Annotated in this window: 13 protein-coding genes and 2 pseudogenes; 7 read left to right on the forward strand and 8 right to left on the reverse strand. The window is 69.6% G+C overall.

The window, feature by feature from the left end:
* Positions 1–55 precede the first annotated feature (55 nt).
* Positions 56–850, reverse strand: a complete 795-nt coding sequence (locus ABZ576_RS04440) for an AraC family transcriptional regulator (protein ID WP_360735680.1) — start codon at positions 848–850, stop codon at positions 56–58.
* Positions 851–899: 49 nt separating this feature from the next.
* On the opposite strand from ABZ576_RS04440, the gene ABZ576_RS04445 reads away from it, so the two are divergent.
* Complete coding sequence (locus ABZ576_RS04445) at positions 900–1,325, forward strand: DUF2000 domain-containing protein (protein WP_360735682.1); 426 nt, start codon at positions 900–902, stop codon at positions 1,323–1,325.
* Between the two features lie 13 nt (positions 1,326–1,338).
* Here ABZ576_RS04445 and ABZ576_RS04450 read toward each other — a convergent pair whose 3' ends face one another.
* Positions 1,339–1,812: a carboxymuconolactone decarboxylase family protein gene (locus ABZ576_RS04450; RefSeq protein WP_360735684.1), complete on the reverse strand. Its 474-nt coding sequence runs from the start codon at positions 1,810–1,812 to the stop codon at positions 1,339–1,341.
* A 246-nt stretch (positions 1,813–2,058) separates the two neighbouring features.
* Here ABZ576_RS04450 and ABZ576_RS04455 point away from each other — a divergent pair, with 246 nt between their 5' ends.
* Positions 2,059–2,433 carry a hypothetical protein gene (locus ABZ576_RS04455; RefSeq protein ID WP_360735686.1) on the forward strand — a complete coding sequence of 125 codons (375 nt, stop codon included), beginning with the start codon at positions 2,059–2,061 and terminating at the stop codon, positions 2,431–2,433.
* A 160-nt stretch (positions 2,434–2,593) separates the two neighbouring features.
* Here the strand turns inward: ABZ576_RS04455 and ABZ576_RS04460 are convergent, their stop codons facing one another.
* The 3 genes from ABZ576_RS04460 to ABZ576_RS04470 form a co-directional block, all read right to left on the reverse strand.
* On the reverse strand, positions 2,594–3,847 hold the full coding sequence (locus ABZ576_RS04460; RefSeq protein WP_360735688.1) for an MFS transporter: 1,254 nt from the start codon (positions 3,845–3,847) through the stop codon (positions 2,594–2,596).
* 116 nt (positions 3,848–3,963) lie between these two features.
* Positions 3,964–6,204 (reverse strand): stealth family protein, encoded by a 2,241-nt coding sequence (locus tag ABZ576_RS04465; RefSeq protein WP_360735690.1) that lies wholly within the window; start codon positions 6,202–6,204, stop codon positions 3,964–3,966.
* 12 nt (positions 6,205–6,216) lie between these two features.
* Positions 6,217–7,911: a stealth family protein gene (locus ABZ576_RS04470; RefSeq protein WP_360735692.1), complete on the reverse strand. Its 1,695-nt coding sequence runs from the start codon at positions 7,909–7,911 to the stop codon at positions 6,217–6,219.
* A 213-nt stretch (positions 7,912–8,124) separates the two neighbouring features.
* On the opposite strand from ABZ576_RS04470, the gene ABZ576_RS04475 reads away from it, so the two are divergent.
* Positions 8,125–8,886, forward strand: a complete 762-nt coding sequence (locus ABZ576_RS04475) for a phosphoglyceromutase (RefSeq protein WP_360735694.1) — start codon at positions 8,125–8,127, stop codon at positions 8,884–8,886.
* Positions 8,887–9,563: 677 nt separating this feature from the next.
* Here the strand turns inward: ABZ576_RS04475 and ABZ576_RS04480 are convergent.
* A pseudogene (locus ABZ576_RS04480) lies at positions 9,564–10,133 on the reverse strand (tyrosine-type recombinase/integrase); the annotation flags it as partial.
* Between ABZ576_RS04480 and ABZ576_RS04485 the strand changes: the two are divergent.
* The 3 genes and pseudogenes from ABZ576_RS04485 to ABZ576_RS04495 form a co-directional block, all read left to right on the forward strand.
* A pseudogene (locus tag ABZ576_RS04485) lies at positions 10,134–10,262 on the forward strand (ATP-binding protein); the annotation flags it as partial.
* Entirely contained in the window at positions 10,256–10,639 is a 384-nt protein-coding gene (locus ABZ576_RS04490) for a hypothetical protein (protein ID WP_360735695.1), read from the forward strand. The pseudogene ABZ576_RS04485 and the gene ABZ576_RS04490, both read left to right, overlap by 7 nt.
* Positions 10,640–11,030: 391 nt before the next feature.
* The gene (locus ABZ576_RS04495; RefSeq protein ID WP_360735697.1) at positions 11,031–12,767 is read left to right on the forward strand and encodes an AAA family ATPase; all 1,737 of its coding nucleotides are present in this window, start codon (positions 11,031–11,033) and stop codon (positions 12,765–12,767) included.
* Positions 12,768–13,669: 902 nt separating this feature from the next.
* Here ABZ576_RS04495 and ABZ576_RS04500 read toward each other — a convergent pair.
* Complete coding sequence (locus ABZ576_RS04500; RefSeq protein ID WP_360735699.1) at positions 13,670–13,903, reverse strand: hypothetical protein; 234 nt, start codon at positions 13,901–13,903, stop codon at positions 13,670–13,672.
* A gap of 171 nt (positions 13,904–14,074) precedes the next feature.
* Positions 14,075–14,470, reverse strand: coding sequence for a copper chaperone PCu(A)C (locus tag ABZ576_RS04505; RefSeq protein WP_360735701.1), 396 nt, complete (start codon positions 14,468–14,470; stop codon positions 14,075–14,077).
* 691 nt (positions 14,471–15,161) lie between these two features.
* Here ABZ576_RS04505 and ABZ576_RS04510 point away from each other — a divergent pair.
* Entirely contained in the window at positions 15,162–17,462 is a 2,301-nt protein-coding gene (locus ABZ576_RS04510) for a tetratricopeptide repeat protein (RefSeq protein ID WP_360735703.1), read from the forward strand.
* Positions 17,463–17,637 lie beyond the last annotated feature (175 nt).

The raw sequence follows: 17,637 nt of genomic DNA on the forward strand, positions 1-17,637 counted from the left end.
TCCCGCCCCGCGACTCCGCCTCCGGCCGCCGTACGCCCGTGCGGCCTCGCCCGGTTCAGTGCGCCCCCGCGCGGTAGCGTCCCGGCGTGACCCCGACCAGCCGCTTGAAGTGCCGGGTGAGGTGGGCCTGGTCGTAGAACCCGGCCAGCGGGGCCGCCTCGCCCGGCGGCAGCCCGTCGAGCAGCAGCCGCCGGGCCCGTCCGACCCGCCGTGACATCAGGTACTGGTGCGGCGCGATGCCGTACGCCCCGCTGAACGCCCGGACGAGGTGCGCCGGATGGGCGTGCAGCAGCCGGCCGGCCTCCTCCAGCGAGACCCCCTCGACGAACCGGGCTTCGAGCAACTCCCGCAGCCGGCGGGCCAGTGCCGGATCCCGGAGCCGCCCGGTGCCCGCGCCCCGCCGTAGATGCCCCCGCAGCCGCTCCGCGACGAGGGTCAGCCTGCTCTCCGCCTCCAGCTCGTCACCGCGCCGGGCGAGGGCGGAGTGCAACTGCCCGACGCGCCGCCGCAGCACCGGGTCGCGCAGGTCGGGGGAGTCCACGGCGGGCCCGATGAACTCCTTCCCGAGCCGGCTGCTGTCGAGGTAGACGACCCGTTTGCGAAAACCGCCCGGCGTGGCGGGGGAGCCGTTGTGCGGCACGTGCGGCGGCAGCAGCGACACGGTGTCGTGCGGGGTGCCGTGCTCGTGCCGGTCCAGGTCGTACCGCACGGCGCCGTCGTCCACGATGAGCAGCGTCCAGGCGTCGTGGACGTGCATCGGATAGGCGTACTCGGTGAAGCGGGCGTGGAACACCTCGGTGACGCCCGGCACCCGGGGGCGCCACGCGGTGACGTCCTGCCCGGCGGCCATGCAAGGAACGTACAAGACCGGGCCGGCGCCGGTCGGCCAGTCTCGTCCCATGGACACCGAACCCGTGCGCTTCGACACGAAGATCGCCGTACTGCTCCGCTCGGACCTGGAGCCCTGGCAGCGCCTGAACGTCACCGCGTTCCTGGTCAGCGGCCTGGGCACGACGCTCCCGGAGGTGATCGGCGAACGGTACGAGGACGCGGACGACGTCTCGTACCTGCCGATGTTCCGCCAGCCGGTGCTGGTCTTCGAGGGCGCGAAGGAGACGCTGAAGGCGGCCCACGGCAGGGCACTGAGCCGTGCCCTGCCGTGCGCGGTGTTCATGGCCGACCTGTTCACCACGGGCAACGACCGCGACAACCGCGCGGCGGTCCGCTCCGTCCCGACGGCCTCCCTCGACCTGGTGGGCCTGGCGGTGTACGGCCCGAGGAACGGCGTGGACAAGGTGCTGAAGGGGGCCAGGATGCACCCTTGAGCGCCTGGGGGTGTCAGCCGAACATCCCGGGGACGTAGTCGCCGGCGGGCTGCTGGACGATCACGTTGGCGCGGTTGTACGCGTTGATCAGGGCGATGAGGGCGACCAGGGCGGCGAGCTGCTCCTCGTCGTAGTGCTTGGCGGCGTTCGCCCACACCTCGTCCGGGACGCCGCCGGCCGCGTCGGCGATCCGGGTGCCCTCCTCCACCAGCTCCAGCGCGGCCCGCTCGGCGTCGGTGAACACGTTGGCCTCGCGCCAGGCCGCGACCAGGTTCAGCCGGGTGGCGGTCTCGCCGGCCGCGGTGGCGTCCTTGGTGTGCATGTCGGTGCAGAAACCGCAGCCGTTGATCTGGCTGGCGCGGATCTTCACCAGCTCCTGGGTCGCCATGGGCAGCGTGGACTCGGAGAGCACCTTGCCGGCGGCGTTGAAGTGCTTCAGGACCTTGCCGATGAGGGGGCTGGCGAAGAGGTTGAGGCGAGCGTCCATGGTGTGCTCCTGGGGTGGTCGTGGGCTGCTTGCACCTCACTGACGGAGCGGAGCGGCGGGATGTGACACGGCGGCGAGTGACCTGGCTCACGTCTCGGCCCGGCCCTGCTGCATTGGCACCACCGCCGTCACCGGGTCGGGGGACCGGCCCGCCGCCGGCCAGGACGGGCGGGCGGATCCCGGTGACGATCGTTGCGAGGTGACACGGCGACCCGCGTCCGTCACCACGGCCGCCAGGAGGACCCCTTGACGAACCGCACCACGCACCGCCTGCTCGCCGCCGCCGCCGCGGTGGCCACGGGCGCCACGGCACTGCTCGGCGCGGGCGCCGGCACCGCCGCCGCGTCCCCGAGGGCGCACTGCGACCGCGCCGAACGCCCGATATGGAGCGAGGGCCCCAGCCGCAACGTCACCGCCCGCGGCTGCGACATCCCGGACCGGGAGCACCGCTGGTACGTCATCGACGTCGACACCCTCGTCCAGCCGCGCCACGAGACGGACTACCTGGACGAAGGCGTCACGGAGACCAGGACCCTGCACGACAGGACCCTGAGGTGCCTGGGCTACACCACGGACGACCGCACGGTGAACTGGTTCGGCTGCGTACCGCGGCTGACCTGACCCGCCGCGCGACCCTCCCCGGTCGCCGGTCGCCGGTCGCCGGTCACTGGTCGCCGGTCACTGGTCGCCGGTCGCGGGTCGCGCGTCACGGTCCGCCGGGCGGCGGCCCAGGTGGCGCCGCGAGGCGGCTAGGCGGCGAGGTGGCTAGGCGGCGAGGCGGCTAGGCGGTACGGACCTCCGTGCCCGCCTCGCTCCGGGCCGGGGCCGGTTCCGGCTGCTCCGGCGGCAGGCGCCGCATGAGCAGCCCGTACCCGGCCCCCGCCGCCGTCCCCACCACCGCGCACAGCGCCCACAGCCATCCCGCGCCGAGGCGGTCGATGACCGCGCCCGACATCAGGGGGGCGACCAGGGCGGCGAGGGACCAGGACAGGGTGTACACGCCCTGGTAGCGCCCGCGCCCGTGCGTGGGGGAGAGACGGACGACCAGGCTCGTCTGGGTCGGGGCGTTGACGATCTCGGCGAGGGTCCAGACGCAGACCGTCAGCATGAAGACGCCGACCGACCCGGCGAAGGCGGTGAGCCCGAAGCCGTAGCCGGCGAGGACCGACGAGGCGACGAGCAGGGTCCGCGGGTCGCGGTGCTCGATGAACCGGGTCACGGGGATCTGGAGCGCGACGATCAGGATGCCGTTGACGGCGATGGCCAGGCCGTAGTCGGCGGGCGAGAACCCGGCTCGCCCCATCGCCACCGGCAGGGCGACCGAGCCCTGCTGGAGAACGAGGGCGACGAGGAAGGACAGCCCGACGACCGCCATGTACCGCCCGTCCCGCAGCACCGTGCCGAGGCCGACGTCCGGCCCCTCCTGCCGGGCCGTGGCGGCGGGCCGCGACTCGGGCAGCCTGGCGAAGACGACGAGCGCGCAGGCCAGGGTCATCCCGGCCTCGATCAGGAACCCGGCGAGATAGCTGAACTCCGCGATGAACCCGGCGCCCATGGAGGAGACGGCGAAGCCGAGGTTGATGGCCCAGTAGTTGAGGGAGAAGGCCCGGACCCGGTCCTCGGGGCGGACGATGTCGGCCATCATCGCCTGGACCGCGGGCCGGGAGGCGTTGGAGGCCATGCCGACGAGGAAGGCGACGGCGGCGATGGCGAGCGGGTCGGTCATGAAGCCGAGCAGGGCCACGGAGGCGGCGGTGGCGCTCTGGGCGATCAGCAGGGTGGGCCGCCTGCCGAGCCGGTCGGCCATCACCCCGCCGGCCAGCGAGGAGACGACCCCGCCGAGCCCGTGCAGGGAGGCGACGAGACCGGCGTAGGAGGCGGAGTAGCCGCGGTCGAGCGTGAGGTAGAGGGCCATGAAGGTGGCCACGAACGCGCCCAGCCGGTTCACGAGGGTGCTCGTCCACAGCCACCAGAACTCACGGGGGAGCCCGGAGACGGATTCCCGGACGGCACGTCTCACGGTGGCTGGCGACATCGAGGTTCCCCCGCAGGTGTAAGTGGCCCAAGCAGAGATCACAAATTACTGACGGGGGCGTGTTCATGCCACTCGATTTGCGGGGTGGTGGTGGGCCGGTGGGGTCGCAGGGCCCGTCAGTCGAACCGCCGGGTCTCCTCGCGGCCCGCCGGCTGCGCCCGCCGTCTCGGCCGGCCCGCGCGGCGCCGGCTCGTCCGGCCCCGCGGAACCTCGTGGGCCGAGGCCGGATACGGGGCGGTCCGGGCCGGCGCCCCCTCGAAGCGGCTCGGGAACGGGAACCTCCGCTCCAGGAAGGCGCGGATGGCCGCCTGGGCCGCCGCCCGGTCCGCCGGGTCGGTGTCCACGTCGTTGAGGCAGAAGAAGTCCACGTCCTCGCCGGCCGCGAGACGGGCCAGCCGTCGCCGCATGTCCGGGGTGCCCAGCTGCACGTACCGGAAGCGGTACTCCGCCGGTACGGCCCGGCCCGTGGCGATCGCCCAGTGGTGGTGGAGCGTGGACGCCGGAGCGACGTCGGCGGTGGACCTGAAGCGGGAGTACGCCGTCCGCTCCAGCTCCTCGATGCCGAGGTCCTCCATCTCCCGCATGACCGACAGCAGTTGCGGGTGCGGGGTGTGCAGCGACTTGTGCGTGGCGTACCGGCCGTGGAAGCGGCGTATCACCTCGCGGGCGTTCTTCCCGGCGGAGTTCGGCGCCGGCTCCAGCGGGTGCGGGGCGCCGACCCCGAGCTTGAGCGGGGACAGCGGGATCCGGGCGATGCCGTTGCCGTGGAAGAAGTGCTCGGCCCGCACCGGGCGGTTGATGAAGACGTCGTCGTTGAAGTAGAGGTAGTGCTCGGACAGGCCCGGGATGTGGTGCAGCCGGCTCTCGATCGCGTGCGAGTTGAACACCGGCAGCGCGTCCGCCGGGAGGATGTCCCGGTGGTCGACCACGGTCAGGCCCGGCGCCTGCGGATCCAGCCATGCCGGTGTCTGGGAGTCGGTCACGAGATAGACGTGCCGGATGAAACCGGCGTACATCTCCAGCGACCGCAGCGCGTACCGCAGCTCGTCGTGGCTGGTGTAGCGGGAGGCACCGGTCTCGCGCGGCGCGATGACGTTGTCGGACAGGGCCTGGTGGGCGCGGCGCTTCGCCGCCATCTCCGGGTCGTCCCCGTCGACCCACGTGAACACGGCGTCGACCGGGAAGCAGACCTGGTCGATCCCGGGCTCGGCGAAAGCCGCGAACGTCGGCAGACCGCGCCGCCACGCCGCGACCACGGCAGACGACCGTGCGACCGCGGCGGCCGCCACCCGGGCCCCGGCGACCGCGGCCGGCGGCTGCCCGGTCAACGAGGGCGACTGCGGCCCGGTGACCGAAGCCGGCTGCCGGCCGGTACTCGCAGCCGGCTGCTGTCCGGCAGCGGCCGGCCGTGGTTCCGCCGGCGTTCCCTGCCGCTGCCCCGCCGGGGAGACCGGCTGCTCCGCCAGGGAGGACCGCTCTTCCGTCAGGGAGGCCGGCTGCTCCGCCAGGGAGGACCGCTGCTCCGCCAGGGAGGACCGCTGTTCCGTCAGGGAGGCCGGCTGCTCCGCCAGGGAGGACCGCTGCTCCGCCAGGGAGGACCGCTCTTCCGTCAGGGAGGCCGGCTGCCCCGTCAGGGAGGCCGGCTGCCACGCCGTTGCCGGCAGGACCTCCGAGACGGCGTTGCGGCGTGGGGCGACCAGGGCCGGGCCGAAGTCGTCCTGGAGCCGGCTGCCGGGCACGGTGAGGTGGGCGGGGTCGGCGCCCAGATCCCGGCCGTACCGCCAGAACTCGATGTCGCAGCCCGTCTCCAGCCCGCCGAGCACCTGCCCGCCGGGCCCCAGCCGCACCAGGCCGGCGCGCAGCACCGGCGCCCCGCGCAGCGCCCGCGGCAGCTTCCCGTCGGCCCACAGCACCGCGCTGGTCACCGCACCGTCCGGGCCCACCGCGCCGACGAAGGCGGCACCGTGGGCGAAGTGCTGCCGGGCCCGCGCGAGGACCGCGGCACGGTACGACTCCGCCACCCCGACCACCGGCCGCGGCACCCCGGGCCCCGGCTCGGCCGGGACCAGGAAGTACGGCACCCCGGCCGCCTCCAGCAGGGCGCACACCTGCTCCAGGTCGGCGGCGGCGGCGTCCGCGGCCGTGTATCCGGCGACCGTCCGCCCGTACAGCCGTACCGGACCGCACACGACCCGGCGCAGCCCCGGCACGGCCGCCCGCAGCCGCCGGCGGGCCGGGGCCGCGCGCAGCGCCCAGAGCCGGGCCGCGAGCCACAGCCGCAGGCGCGCCAGGAGGTCCCGGGCGGCCCGCAGGCCCGGCGGCGGTGCCGCCATGCGGTGACGCAGGTCGATGGCCATGGCCGCGGCCCGTCAGCTCTGCTTCTCGAAGGGGCTCGGGAAGGGGAAGTAGTTCTCCAGGAAGTCGTGCATCCGCACGCTGACCTGCTCCCGCTCCTGTGGCGGCACGTCGACGTCGTTGAGGCAGAAGAAGTCGAAGCGGCGGTTGCGGCGCAGGTCGGCCAGGCGGCGCTCGGCGTCCGGCCGGCTGATGTTCACGTACCGGAAGCTGAACTTCCCGGGCACGCCCCGGCCCGTCATCAGCGCGTACTGGTACAGCAGCGGTGCCGTCATGGCGATGTCCGTCGGCGAGCGGAAGCGGGACGCCGTGGTGCGCTGGATGTCCAGCGGGAACAGCTCCTCCAGTGCGCGCAGCGCCCCGCGCTGCTGCGGCAGCGGGGTGTGCATGAAGTTGTTCGTCGTCATCCGCCCGAACTTCTCCAGCAGCAGCCGGCGCACGTTCTTGCTGGCGGAGTTGGTCGCCGTCTCCTCGGCGTGCGGCTTGCCGACGCCGATCTTGAGCGGGGACACCGGTATCTTCATCAGACCGCTGCCGAAGAAGAAGTGCTCCGGGGTGACCCGGCGGCCGACGAAGACGTCGTCGTTGAAGTAGAGGTAGTGCTCGGACAGGCCCGGGATGTGGTGCAGCCGGGTCTCGATCGCGTGCGAGTTGAAGACGGGCAGCACGTCCGCCGGGAAGATGTCGCGGTGGTCGACGACCGTGATACCGGGAGCGGTGTCGTCGAGCCAGTGCGGCTTCTGGCCGTCGGTCACGATGTAGATGTGCCGGACGAAGTCGGCGTACATCGCGAGCGAGCGGAGCGAGTACTTCAGCTCGTCGTGGCTGGTGTAGCGGGAGGCGTTGGTCTCCTTGTCCAGGATCTCGGCGATGCCGTGGTCCTGGTAGCGGGCCCGCTTGGCGCGCATCGCCGGCTCCTCGCCGTCCACCCAGGTGTAAACGACGTCGACCGGGAAGGTCACCTGGTTGACGGTGGGCAGGGTGAGCGGGACGAAGCTGGGCAGCTCGCGGTCGCCGACCCGCACGGTGGCCGGCTTCTGCTCACTGGCCGGCAGCACGTCCGTGATCCCGTTGTTGCGGGGGGTGACGAGCGACTCCGCGAAGACGTCGGCGGACGCCTGCGGCTGCACCTTGGCCAGCCGCCGCGGCCCGTCGGCGGAGGCGAGCAGCTCCGCGCCGTCCTCCCAGAACTCGACGTCGCAGGCCAGCTCCGGGCCGGCGAGCAGCTGGCCGGCGGGGCCGAGGTGGTTCTCCCCGATGCGCAGCACCGGGGCCGTGCGCAGCGCGGCCGGCAGCACACCGTCAAGGAACAGCGCGGGGTGCTTGAGCTGGCCGCCGGGCAGCGGCCGGCCGATGAACACCGCCGTGCCCGCGTGCCGTGCCTCCAGCGCGGTGAGGAACCGCTCCCGGTCGACGGCGTTCACGCCGACCGTGCAGCGCGTCCGGGAGGAGACCAGGAAGTAGGCGATGCCCTCCTGCTCCAGCGCGCCGGTCACGAGGTCCAGGTTGGCGGCGGCCGCCTCGGCGGCGGTGAACCGGTCCACGACCCGGCCGTAGAACTGCTGGCCGCGCACCGTGACCGGACGCAGCACCGGATCCGTGACCGCGGCCCTGCGCCGCCGCCGCATGGTGCGCAGCTGCCACACCCGCTCGGCGGCCTTCCGCTCGACCCGCGGTCGCATCCGCCGCGCAAAGGAACGCACGGTCACGTTCTCTGCTCCTCTTCCCGACGCCTCAAGATTCCTGGCGATAACGAGACAGATGAATGTGGCGAATGGTTGTAGAAGAGTTAACCCGGACGTTGCCCGGGCGGAGCCGGCGCACAGCCACCGCACAGCCACCGCACAGGCTCCGCGTGGCCGGGCGGGCCGCGGAGCCCATGCGCGGCGCGGTCCCCGAGGTCCTTAGGTAGGCTCAAGGACATGGCCGACGCACCGTACAAGCTGATCCTCCTCCGCCACGGCGAGAGCGAGTGGAACGCGAAGAACCTGTTCACCGGCTGGGTGGACGTGAACCTGAACGAGAAGGGCGAGAAGGAGGCAGTCCGCGGTGGCGAGCTCCTGAAGGACGCCGATCTCCTCCCCGACGTGGTCCACACGTCCCTCCAGAAGCGCGCGATCCGCACGGCCCAGCTGGCCCTGGAGGCCGCGGACCGCCACTGGATCCCCGTACACCGTTCGTGGCGCCTGAACGAGCGCCACTACGGCGCCCTGCAGGGCAAGGACAAGGCGGCGACGCTCGCCGAGTTCGGCGAGGAGCAGTTCATGCTCTGGCGCCGCTCGTACGACACCCCGCCCCCGCCGCTGCCGGACGACTCCGAGTTCTCCCAGGCGCACGACGCGCGCTACGCGACGATCCCGCCGGAGCTGCGCCCGAGCACCGAGTGCCTCAAGGACGTCGTCGTCCGCATGCTCCCGTACTGGTACGACGGCATCGTCCCCGACCTCCTGGCCGGCCGCACGGTCCTGGTCGCCGCCCACGGCAACAGCCTGCGCGCCCTGGTCAAGCACCTGGACGGCATCTCCGACGCCGACATCGCGGGCCTGAACATCCCGACCGGCATCCCGCTCTACTACGAACTGGACGCCGACTTCAAGCCCGTCACCCCGGGCGGCAAGTACCTCGACCCCGAGGCGGCCGCAGCGGCGATCGAGGCGGTCAAGAACCAGGGCAAGAAGAAGTAAGCGCCCACGAATAAGCCCCCTACCTGCGGTTTCTCCGCTGGGAGAGGGCTTTTCTCTTGCCCTGGGCCGTCTCTGGGCCGTGGAAGGGATTCCGGGCCGCTGTCAAGGGTTCCCGCATGCCTCGGTGATCAGGCACGTGACCGGTATGCTTGTCGCGCCTTACCTGATCCTTCCCTGAACTCCGCCTGCTTGTGCGTGAGTTCCAAGGCTCCGGCCCGAGAAGCGGGTCGGTTGGAGGAGAAGGGAGGCGGTAGAGGTGAGCCTAGAGAAAGACGAGCCTCGTAGGTGGACCAGCGCCGAGAGGTGGCAGGTCTGGCTTACGGGGGCGGGTCTCGTGGTGGCCATCGCTACCGGCGTGCTGCAGTTCGCTCGATGAGCGAAGCACGTGCGAGGACGGTCGTGACCGGGAGCTGCACATGCAGCGAGCCCGGTCTGCTGGTAGGCGACCGGGCTCGTTGACTGCGAGAGGGCCTGGGTCTGGTTGCCGCCGGATCCAGGTCCTCGGTCGTCCGAGAGGGCTCTACGGCACTAGGTCTGCCGTCTGGAGCGCTCAGACATTGCAATGCAATGTCTCACGACGTAGCTAATTCCATCAAGTTTTGTGACCTTGTGCTTGAGCTGAGGTTGACCGCCTTAGCCCGGTACCAACGTCGGCTCCGGCCTTCGAGGAGGGCCAGTCATCTGCGGTCGAAGATGGAGGCCACGGCCTTCCGCGTGCGCTCTTGACTGGACGGCATGAGATGAGCGTAGACACGGAGGGTCAGGCCCGGGTCTGAGTGGCCGAGGTACTCGGCGAGGGCCTTGATGTTCTCGCCCGCGTCCAGGAGCACCGAGGCGTAGAAGTGGCGGAGGGCGTGCATGCCGTTCTCGCGGGACTCGGCGTACGAGCCGCCCGGCTTCCGTTCGGGGATCACGCCAGCCGAGGCGAGGGCCCGCTTCCACACCTCCTCGTTGAGTGACGTACGCCAGACGTGCCCGCCGCGCGGCCCGGTGAAGATCAGCCGCTTGGTCACCGGAGGCCCGTCCGCCACCTTCCACGGCAAGGTGATCTCGACCGGCGGGAACCGTTTCATGTGGGCGCGGACGGCGTCAGCGACCGGGCCGGGGAGCGGTACGTCCCGGAGCTTGCCTCCCCTCGGCGGGGCGAAGACCGGCTTACTGCGGCTCAGCTTGAGCTGCTGGACCACGTGGAGGGTGTCCGACTCGAAGTCGATCGCGTCGACGGCCACGCCCAGGATCTCCCCTTGGAGCGCGGCCGGGGACTGGGCATGGTCAGCGCCCTCGCCCACCGGGTCGTCGTCCACGACAGCGACCAGGGCCACACGGTCACCGCCGAGCTGTACGCCGACGCACGGCTGGGAGGCCGACGATGCTGATGAAACTGCCCCGGTGGGGGTTCTGGTGCGAGTGCTGGACGGAGAGCCTGACCGCACAGGGCCCGCCGGCACTGGTGGCATCGTTCGACGCCTACTCCGCTCCGCAGGCGGACCGTTGGGTAGCGATCGCCCTCCAGACGATCTCCCCGGCACTGGACGCGGACGCCTCCAGTGCAGCGTGGGAGTGGATGTATGACGGCCGGATCGACACCCGGCGAGCCCTACTGCGGTCCGAGCCCTGCACAGTGTCCCTGACTCACGCCAGCACACGCATCACCTGGACGATCCAGCCGGTGCTCTTCCTGCCTCTCGCGCACCGCCAGGGCACCGAACTACCGGCATGCGCTCACGACTTCACGCCCCGCCCTGAAGAGTGAGTTACAACTTTCTCTACTGGTTCAAGGCGGCTCGCTCCGCTCACCGCGCGCGGCCCGGCCCCCGGCCGGGCCTGCGCTCCTGTCTCCGCCCCGCTCCAGCCCTGCCGGGCGCCGGGCCGCGCGCACAGACATGCAGCCGCCCGAGGGCCAGAAAGAAGGGGTGGTGAGTCGTGGCTGGTGCGGTCGGGTACACAGCTCTCACGGCTACTGAGACACTGCCCTCGAAGATCACAGCCCAAGAGCGGTCACTGCTGGGAAAGCCCCTCTCTGAAAAGGTGAACCAGCCTACGGGAAGCACCTCTCAGAAACCAAACGACTAGCGGACCTCTGGGGCCTAGTGGTAAACAAGGCACAACGGCTCGAATACCAACAGGCAGCCCAAGGGGATGAATTGATCAAAGAGGTTAAGTTCACGAACTTTAAAGCGTTCGAGAACTTCACAATGACGTTCAAGGACGCGTCACTCTTGGTGGGCCCTAATAGTGCAGGGAAGAGCACTGTCCTGACTGCACTCCGACTAGCAGAAACATGCCTGCGGCTTGCAAAGAGGACGCGGCCGAGCGCAAGTAACCTACACGGCGGCTCATATTACCTTTCCTACCCGACACCAACACGCGATTTTGCCGCTCTCAATGAGAGTGTGCGGCATAACTTCCGCGACGACGAGACAAGTATGGAATTGTCATGGCGGAACGGATGTAAGTTGCGCATCGTCTGGCCAGAGCGACGACCATACGAAGACGAGCCTGCCCCCTTCTTCTATCTTCTGGATTCAAACGGCAAACCACCTAGAACAGTAGCGCCCGTAAAAGCAAACTTCTCGACAATAGGAGTAATCCCCGCACTGTCACCACTTGAGCATGAAGAAACGATCCTAGAGCCTGACACAGTTCGAAAAAACCTCTCCACCCGCCTGAGTAGCCGCCACTTCAGAAATCAGATGAGACTGCTCGACCAGGCTGGCGAATGGGATGCTTTTATTGAGTTCGCCTCACCCTGGTTGGCAGGAATTGAGTTGAGGAAGCCAGTAACCCAGTACGACACATCAAGCATCGACGTCTTCTTTACAGAGTCGGGTAACAGCTCCGAGAAAGAGATCGTATGGGCTGGCGATGGCGTGCAGATTTGGCTACAGCTCCTCCTGCACATTTATCGATCTCAGGACCTGCCTACTCTCGTACTTGATGAGCCTGAGGTATTCCTTCATGCAGACCTTCAGAGGCGACTAGTACGACTGCTCGAGGCTCTGGACGCTCAGATCGTTTTGGCTACCCACTCGACGGAGGTCCTCACCGAAGCGGACCCAAATTCCATCGTTTGGGTAGATAAAACGCGACGCCGAGCAGTGAGGGCCCCAAAAGAAACAAATCTCGATGGATTGAACGCTGCACTCGGGAGCTCTTTCAACTTGGCAATGGCTAAGGCCTTGCGGGCTCGCGGCGTTGTTTTCGTTGAAGGGAAAGATGTACGTACCCTTAAGCGCCTCTCGAAGACGTTGGGCCTGGGGAAAATCTCAGAAGATATCTCACTAGCCGTCGTGCCCATGACCGGCTACTCCAAGTGGGAGCACGCCGAAGCGTTCGGATGGTTTCTCCGAAAGTTTCTTGGAAATACAGTTAAGGCCCTCGTATTGCTCGATCGCGACTACCGCACGGATGTGCAGGTTCAGGAAGTGACCGAGCGCTTCGAAAGCGTAGATGTGCATGCTCACGTATGGAAGAAGAAGGAACTCGAAAGCTACCTAATCATCCCAGAAACCATTGCTCGATTCGCGAAGTGTCCAGTAGAGGAAGTGGAGGAGATCATTGATGACGTTATGATGGGAATGCAGAATAAAGTCACATCACGGCTCCTCGCAGAGAAGATGGTGGCCGAGAGGTCCACTGGGAGAAGCGTGGCCACAATTAACGAAGATGGCTTGAATGAACTGGCAGCGAACTGGGATCGGAGCGATTTCCGCTACTCCATCTGCCCACCCAAGGAAGTGATGGCAGGAGTGAACAGAGAACTGCAGAGTCGCGGATACAAGGCTGTCTCATTCGATACAATCGCTAAATACGCCAAGGTGCACGAGATTCACCCTGAAATGGTTGCCCTCTTGGAGAAAATTGAGCGCCTGGCCGCGTAGCAGGCTGACAATGTTCGATTGATTCTCCTGCAAAATACTTCGGCCATAGGGAATTCAGAACTCGCAGTGCTCCACGTTGCCGCAATGGATAGGCCACCACAGCTTGCTCTAGTCGACGACACAAGTCAGTAACGTGGCTGAGGCCGGTGGGGGTGCCGCGAGGCACACGCGCACCTGGTCGGTCGGCGCACCCGCCGTCGTGGCTGACTGTCGTCGGCTGAGGTTCCAGGTCGGTACGTCGAAGGGGCCGGCCGTCAGGCGAGCGCCGCGAAGCTGGGCCGTCTCTGGGCCGTCCGAGGCCGCTCGACAGTGGCCAATGACGACCAACGACGACCACTAGGCGCACGAGCCCACCGCACCTGACCAGCGAAAACCCAGCTCACCAAGATCCCCGGCAAGACCCAGGGCAAGAAGAAGTAGGGTTGGTGATCATGCCCCTGAGCTGCGCATTCGACGCGACTCAGGGGCATTTTCACGGCCTGGGCCCTCTCTGGGCCCTCAGACCCCCGGGTCGTGCGGCCAGAGCGCTCGCCCGAGAGCCTTCCCAGCCCGGTCCCTGCTGCTCGGCGTCCAGGAGGACGGACGCGTAGAAGTGCCTCAGGGCGTGCATCCCGTGCTCGCGGGCGGCGGCGTGCTCGCGGCTTCGGGCCTTGGGGGTGACGCCCGCCTTCGGCGCGTCCGCACCCACGAGGCGCCGAAAAGGGGCTCTGACCTGCGAACCGACAAGCGACAAGCAGGGCGGACAAGGTGTCCATCGCACCACCGCCCCGACAGCCGGGTGTTACGCGGAAGCGTGAGGGGCGGCTGCGTGTCCTCTGACAAGGAAGTCGGACCGGCCCCTCCATCATCCGTGGCGAGCATGGCCGTGGACGGCCTCGCTGACCGGCTGCGTGTCTGTGGTGCTACTTGTCGATGGTGATGTCGGTGAAGCTGATGAGGAAGGCGTCAGGGTCGTCGTCCTCGTCGAGGTGGTAGCTGGCGCTGGCCCAGGCGTCGGTGAGGCGGATGCGGCGTGAGGTGGGGTGGGCGGGGTCGCCGGCGATGAGGATGACGTCCTGGTGGGTGTCGGTGTTCTCGACTTCCTCGACCCAGGCGGTGGTCGCTTCGTTGCGGTCGTTGCCGCGGGTGAGGAGCACGTTGCCCCACAGGGGGACGGGGGCGTTGGGGTTGGAGCCGAGGAAGGTGTCGATGTCGAGGTCGTTGTTGATGACGGTGAGCTTGGTGACGGCGTCGAGTGCTTCGGTGCGGCCGTCGCCCAGGCCAGGTGGTAGGTGGTCATGTGCGTGATCTCCCGGGGTGTCGGCGGGTCAGTAGAGCTCGGGCGAGGTGCGGACGGGCATCCGCAGTTTGAAGACCTTGCCGTCGTCCAGATAGAAGATGACGCGGGCGTTGTCGCCGGGGGTGATGAGGTGGGTCGGCTTCTCGAACATGAGGTGGCACTTGCCCGGCACGAAGGCGAACTCGCCCTTGGCGGGAACCGTGAACTTGTCGAGCTTGACCATCTTCGAGCTCTCGTCGTCGACGACGGTCTGGTAGATCGTGATCTTCTGGTAGTCGGGGCTGATGATCTTGCTGATGTCGAACGGCTTGTCCGCCGAGTTCCTCAGGGTGATGCATCCGGCGGCAGGCAGAGCGTTCGGCAGCCAGCGCACCCAGACGCTCTTCTCCACAGGCGTGATGTCGGTCGTGACCGGCGTCGGCATAGCTGAGGACTCCTTCCCGCACGACACCGACAGCCAGCCTTAGAGGCGCGACAACAACCGATTCGATCTTTGACCGGCGGAAATAGCCCACCAGGAACGTGTAACAGGCCCACGGCCACCCACCAGTGAACACGGCGCCCACGGCCACACCTGGACGGCCGCCCCAATGCTCAGCGGCAGGCCCTGTCAGGCCAAGCAACAAGCCCAGCCCGAGGGGCACCGCAAACGACGCGACCCGAGCACCCCAAGAACTCCCTCTCTCCCATTCCGGCCCCGGTGAGAATCTCACCACGGCGGACACGGTTCGTCGGCAAGCGGTACCGGGTCGCAGACCCAGGCCGAGAGCGCGAGTTCGATTCTCGTCACCCGCTCCAGCAGCTCGGAGGCGCAGACACGTCCGCCTCGGGCCACAGCTTCCCGCAGGTCGCGAACACCGGCGTGGCCCCGGAGGCCGTACGTCCAGGAAGAGGAGGCCGATCACGGCCGGCGGCCGGGTACGCCGGCGCCGACCGAACCCGGCTGGGCCCCGTTGGGACCGACCGCCTGCGCGCGGGCGCAGTGGTTTTCTACGCTGGGTGCGGCCCAGCAGCGTAGGTCGGGGGGATCACATGAGTGCCGTCGCCGCGAGAAGCACCCGCAGCACCCGCAGCACCCGCAGCACCCGTGTCGGGGACGACCCGACGCTCCAGCGGTGACCGAGCAGACCGATGCCGCGGGTGGCGGCCCGCAGGCCGGTGCCGCGGGTGGTGGCCCGCAGGCCGAGGGTTCCCGGGCGATGGCGATCGGCGGCAACGTGGGCGTGGCCGTCACCGGCGACGCCGCCCGGGTGGTGACCCTGCCGGCCGAGGCGGTCCGCTGGGCCCGGGAGGCCGACGCACCGCCCGGGGCCGGGAACCTGCCCGGATCCGCGTCCGGCGTCTTCGTCGGCCGGGACCGGAACCTCGACCAGGTGCACGCCCTGCTGACCACCGCCGCCCGCCGGGACGCCGGCGGCGGAGTCGTGGTCACCCAGGCCGGCGCGGTGCACGGACTCGGCGGGGTCGGCAAGTCCACGCTGGCCATGCACTACGCGCACCGGTTCCGCGCGGAGTACGGCCTGGTCTGGTGGATCACCGCGGACACGCCGGAGGCGATCGTGTCCGGGCTGGCCACCCTCGCGCTGCGGCTGTGCCCGCAGTGGGCGGGTACGGCCGGTACGGACGAACAGGCCGCGTGGGCGGTCACCTGGCTGGGGTGGCACTCGGGCTGGCTGCTGATCTTCGACAACGTCGAGGACCCCGCCCACCTCCACCCGTACCTGGGCGCACTGACCGGCGGGCACGTCCTCGCCACCAGCCGCCGGGCCACCGGCTGGCACAAGATCGGTCCGGCGATGCCGCTGGGCCTGCTGGAGCCCCGGGCGGCGGCGGACCTGCTGTGCCGGCTGGCCTTCGACGGACGGGAACCGACCGCCGAGGAGTACGGCCAGGCGGAGGCGCTCGCGCGGGATCTGGGGTGGCTGCCGCTGGCGCTGGAGCAGGCGGGCGCGTACGCCTACGAGACGGGGACCGACCTCGGGACGTACCGGCGGTCGCTCGGGCTGATGCTGGACGTGACGGCGACCGGCACGGACCCGGAACGCACGATCGCCCGCGTCTGGGACCACACCCTCACGGCCGTCGAGGACCGGGACCCGCTCGCGGTGGAGCTGCTGTACGCGATGGCGTGGCTGGCGCCCGACGACATCCCCCGGTCCCTGCTCGCCCCGCTGGCCCCGGACCCCATCACCCTCGACAGGGCGCTGGGGGTGCTGCACGCCTACACCATGGTCGCCTTCACCGGCGCGCGGGGCATCGGCGTCCACCGGCTGGTCCAGAGCGTCCTGCGCACCCGCCACGGCACCGGCCGGGACCGCGCGCCCCGGGGCCGGCCGGAGGCGGAACAGGCCGTCCGGCACGCGTTCACCCGGGAGCCGAACGTCGAGGACGGGGCCTCGGACCTGTGGAAATGGCTGCTGCCCCACGTCCTGGCGCTCGTCGAGTCCGCGCCCGACGGGCACGTCACCTCGTCCGGACTGTCGGAGGTGTACGAAGCGGCCGCCGGGCATCTCGCCGACCAGGGCCGCCGTGTCCAGACCATCGGCCTGTGCGAGGCCGTCCTCGCCCGGCAGGTCCGGGACCTGGGCGACACCCATCCCGCCACCCTGACCGCCCGGCACAACCTCGCCGTCGCCCGCCGGGAGGCGGGGGACCTGGACGGGGCGGTCGCGCTGTTCGAGAGCATCCTCGCCGAGAGCGTGCGGGTGCTCGGCGACACCCATCCGCAGACCCTGGTCACCCGCAACCAGCTCGCCCGCTCCTACCGGGTCGCGGGGGACCTCCAGCGGGCGATCACGCTGTACGAGACCACCCTCGCCCAGCAGGTGCGGGTACGGGGCGACACCCACCCCGACACGCTGGTGACGCGCCACAACCTCGCCTACGCCTGCCGGGAGGCGGGACACCTGGAGCGGGCGGTCGCGCTGTTCGAGGCCACCCTCGGCCAACGCGTGCGCGTCCTGGGCGACGCCCACCCGTCCACCCTGGTCACCCGCAACCAGCTCGCCCTCACCTACCAGGACTCGGGTGACGTGGAACGGGCGATCGCCCTGTTCGAGGCCACCCTCGCCCAGCAGGTTCGGGTCCTGGGCGACAGCCATCCCGACACCCTGATCACCCGGCACAACCTCGCCTACACCCACCAGGACGCCGGCGACGTCGAACGGGCGATCTCGCTGTACCGGACGACCCTCGCCGAGAGCGTGCGGGTGCTCGGCGACACCCACCCGCACACCCTGGTCACCCGGCACAACCTCGCCTTCGCCCACCAGGAGGCGGGAGAGCTGGACCTGGCGCTCTCCCTGTTCGAGGCGACCCTCGCCCAGCAACTGGCGACCCTGGGCAGCACGCACCCCGACACCCGGGCCACCCGCCACAGCCTCGCCCGCGCCCGCCGGCAGGCCACGGAGCCGTGAGCGGCGGCCGGTGCCCGCCGGGAGACCGCATCCCACCGGGAAACCGCACCGTTACTTCCGCCAGCCTGGGAACCCGGTGACCGGAATCGGATTCCAGCAAGTCCGGCTGGAGCGGGGGCCGGGCGGGATGCTGGTCGATCGCGTCGTCCGAGTGTGTCCCGCGGTGGGGTGATGA

The organism is Streptomyces sp. NPDC013455 (assembly GCF_040632975.1).
Classification (GTDB): domain Bacteria; phylum Actinomycetota; class Actinomycetes; order Streptomycetales; family Streptomycetaceae; genus Streptomyces.

Bases quoted from the DNA above. Each gene is read 5' to 3' on its own strand.
- ABZ576_RS04440 (WP_360735680.1), bottom strand. From the start codon at position 850: ATGGCCGCCGGGCAGGACGTCACCGCGTGGCGCCCCCGGGTGCCGGGC.
- ABZ576_RS04445 (WP_360735682.1), top strand. From the start codon at position 900: ATGGACACCGAACCCGTGCGCTTCGACACGAAGATCGCCGTACTGCTC.
- ABZ576_RS04450 (WP_360735684.1), bottom strand. From the start codon at position 1,812: ATGGACGCTCGCCTCAACCTCTTCGCCAGCCCCCTCATCGGCAAGGTC.
- ABZ576_RS04460 (WP_360735688.1), bottom strand. From the start codon at position 3,847: ATGTCGCCAGCCACCGTGAGACGTGCCGTCCGGGAATCCGTCTCCGGG.
- ABZ576_RS04465 (WP_360735690.1), bottom strand. From the start codon at position 6,204: ATGGCCATCGACCTGCGTCACCGCATGGCGGCACCGCCGCCGGGCCTG.
- ABZ576_RS04475 (WP_360735694.1), top strand. From the start codon at position 8,125: ATGGCCGACGCACCGTACAAGCTGATCCTCCTCCGCCACGGCGAGAGC.
- ABZ576_RS04490 (WP_360735695.1), top strand. From the start codon at position 10,256: ATGCTGATGAAACTGCCCCGGTGGGGGTTCTGGTGCGAGTGCTGGACG.
- ABZ576_RS04505 (WP_360735701.1), bottom strand. From the start codon at position 14,470: ATGCCGACGCCGGTCACGACCGACATCACGCCTGTGGAGAAGAGCGTC.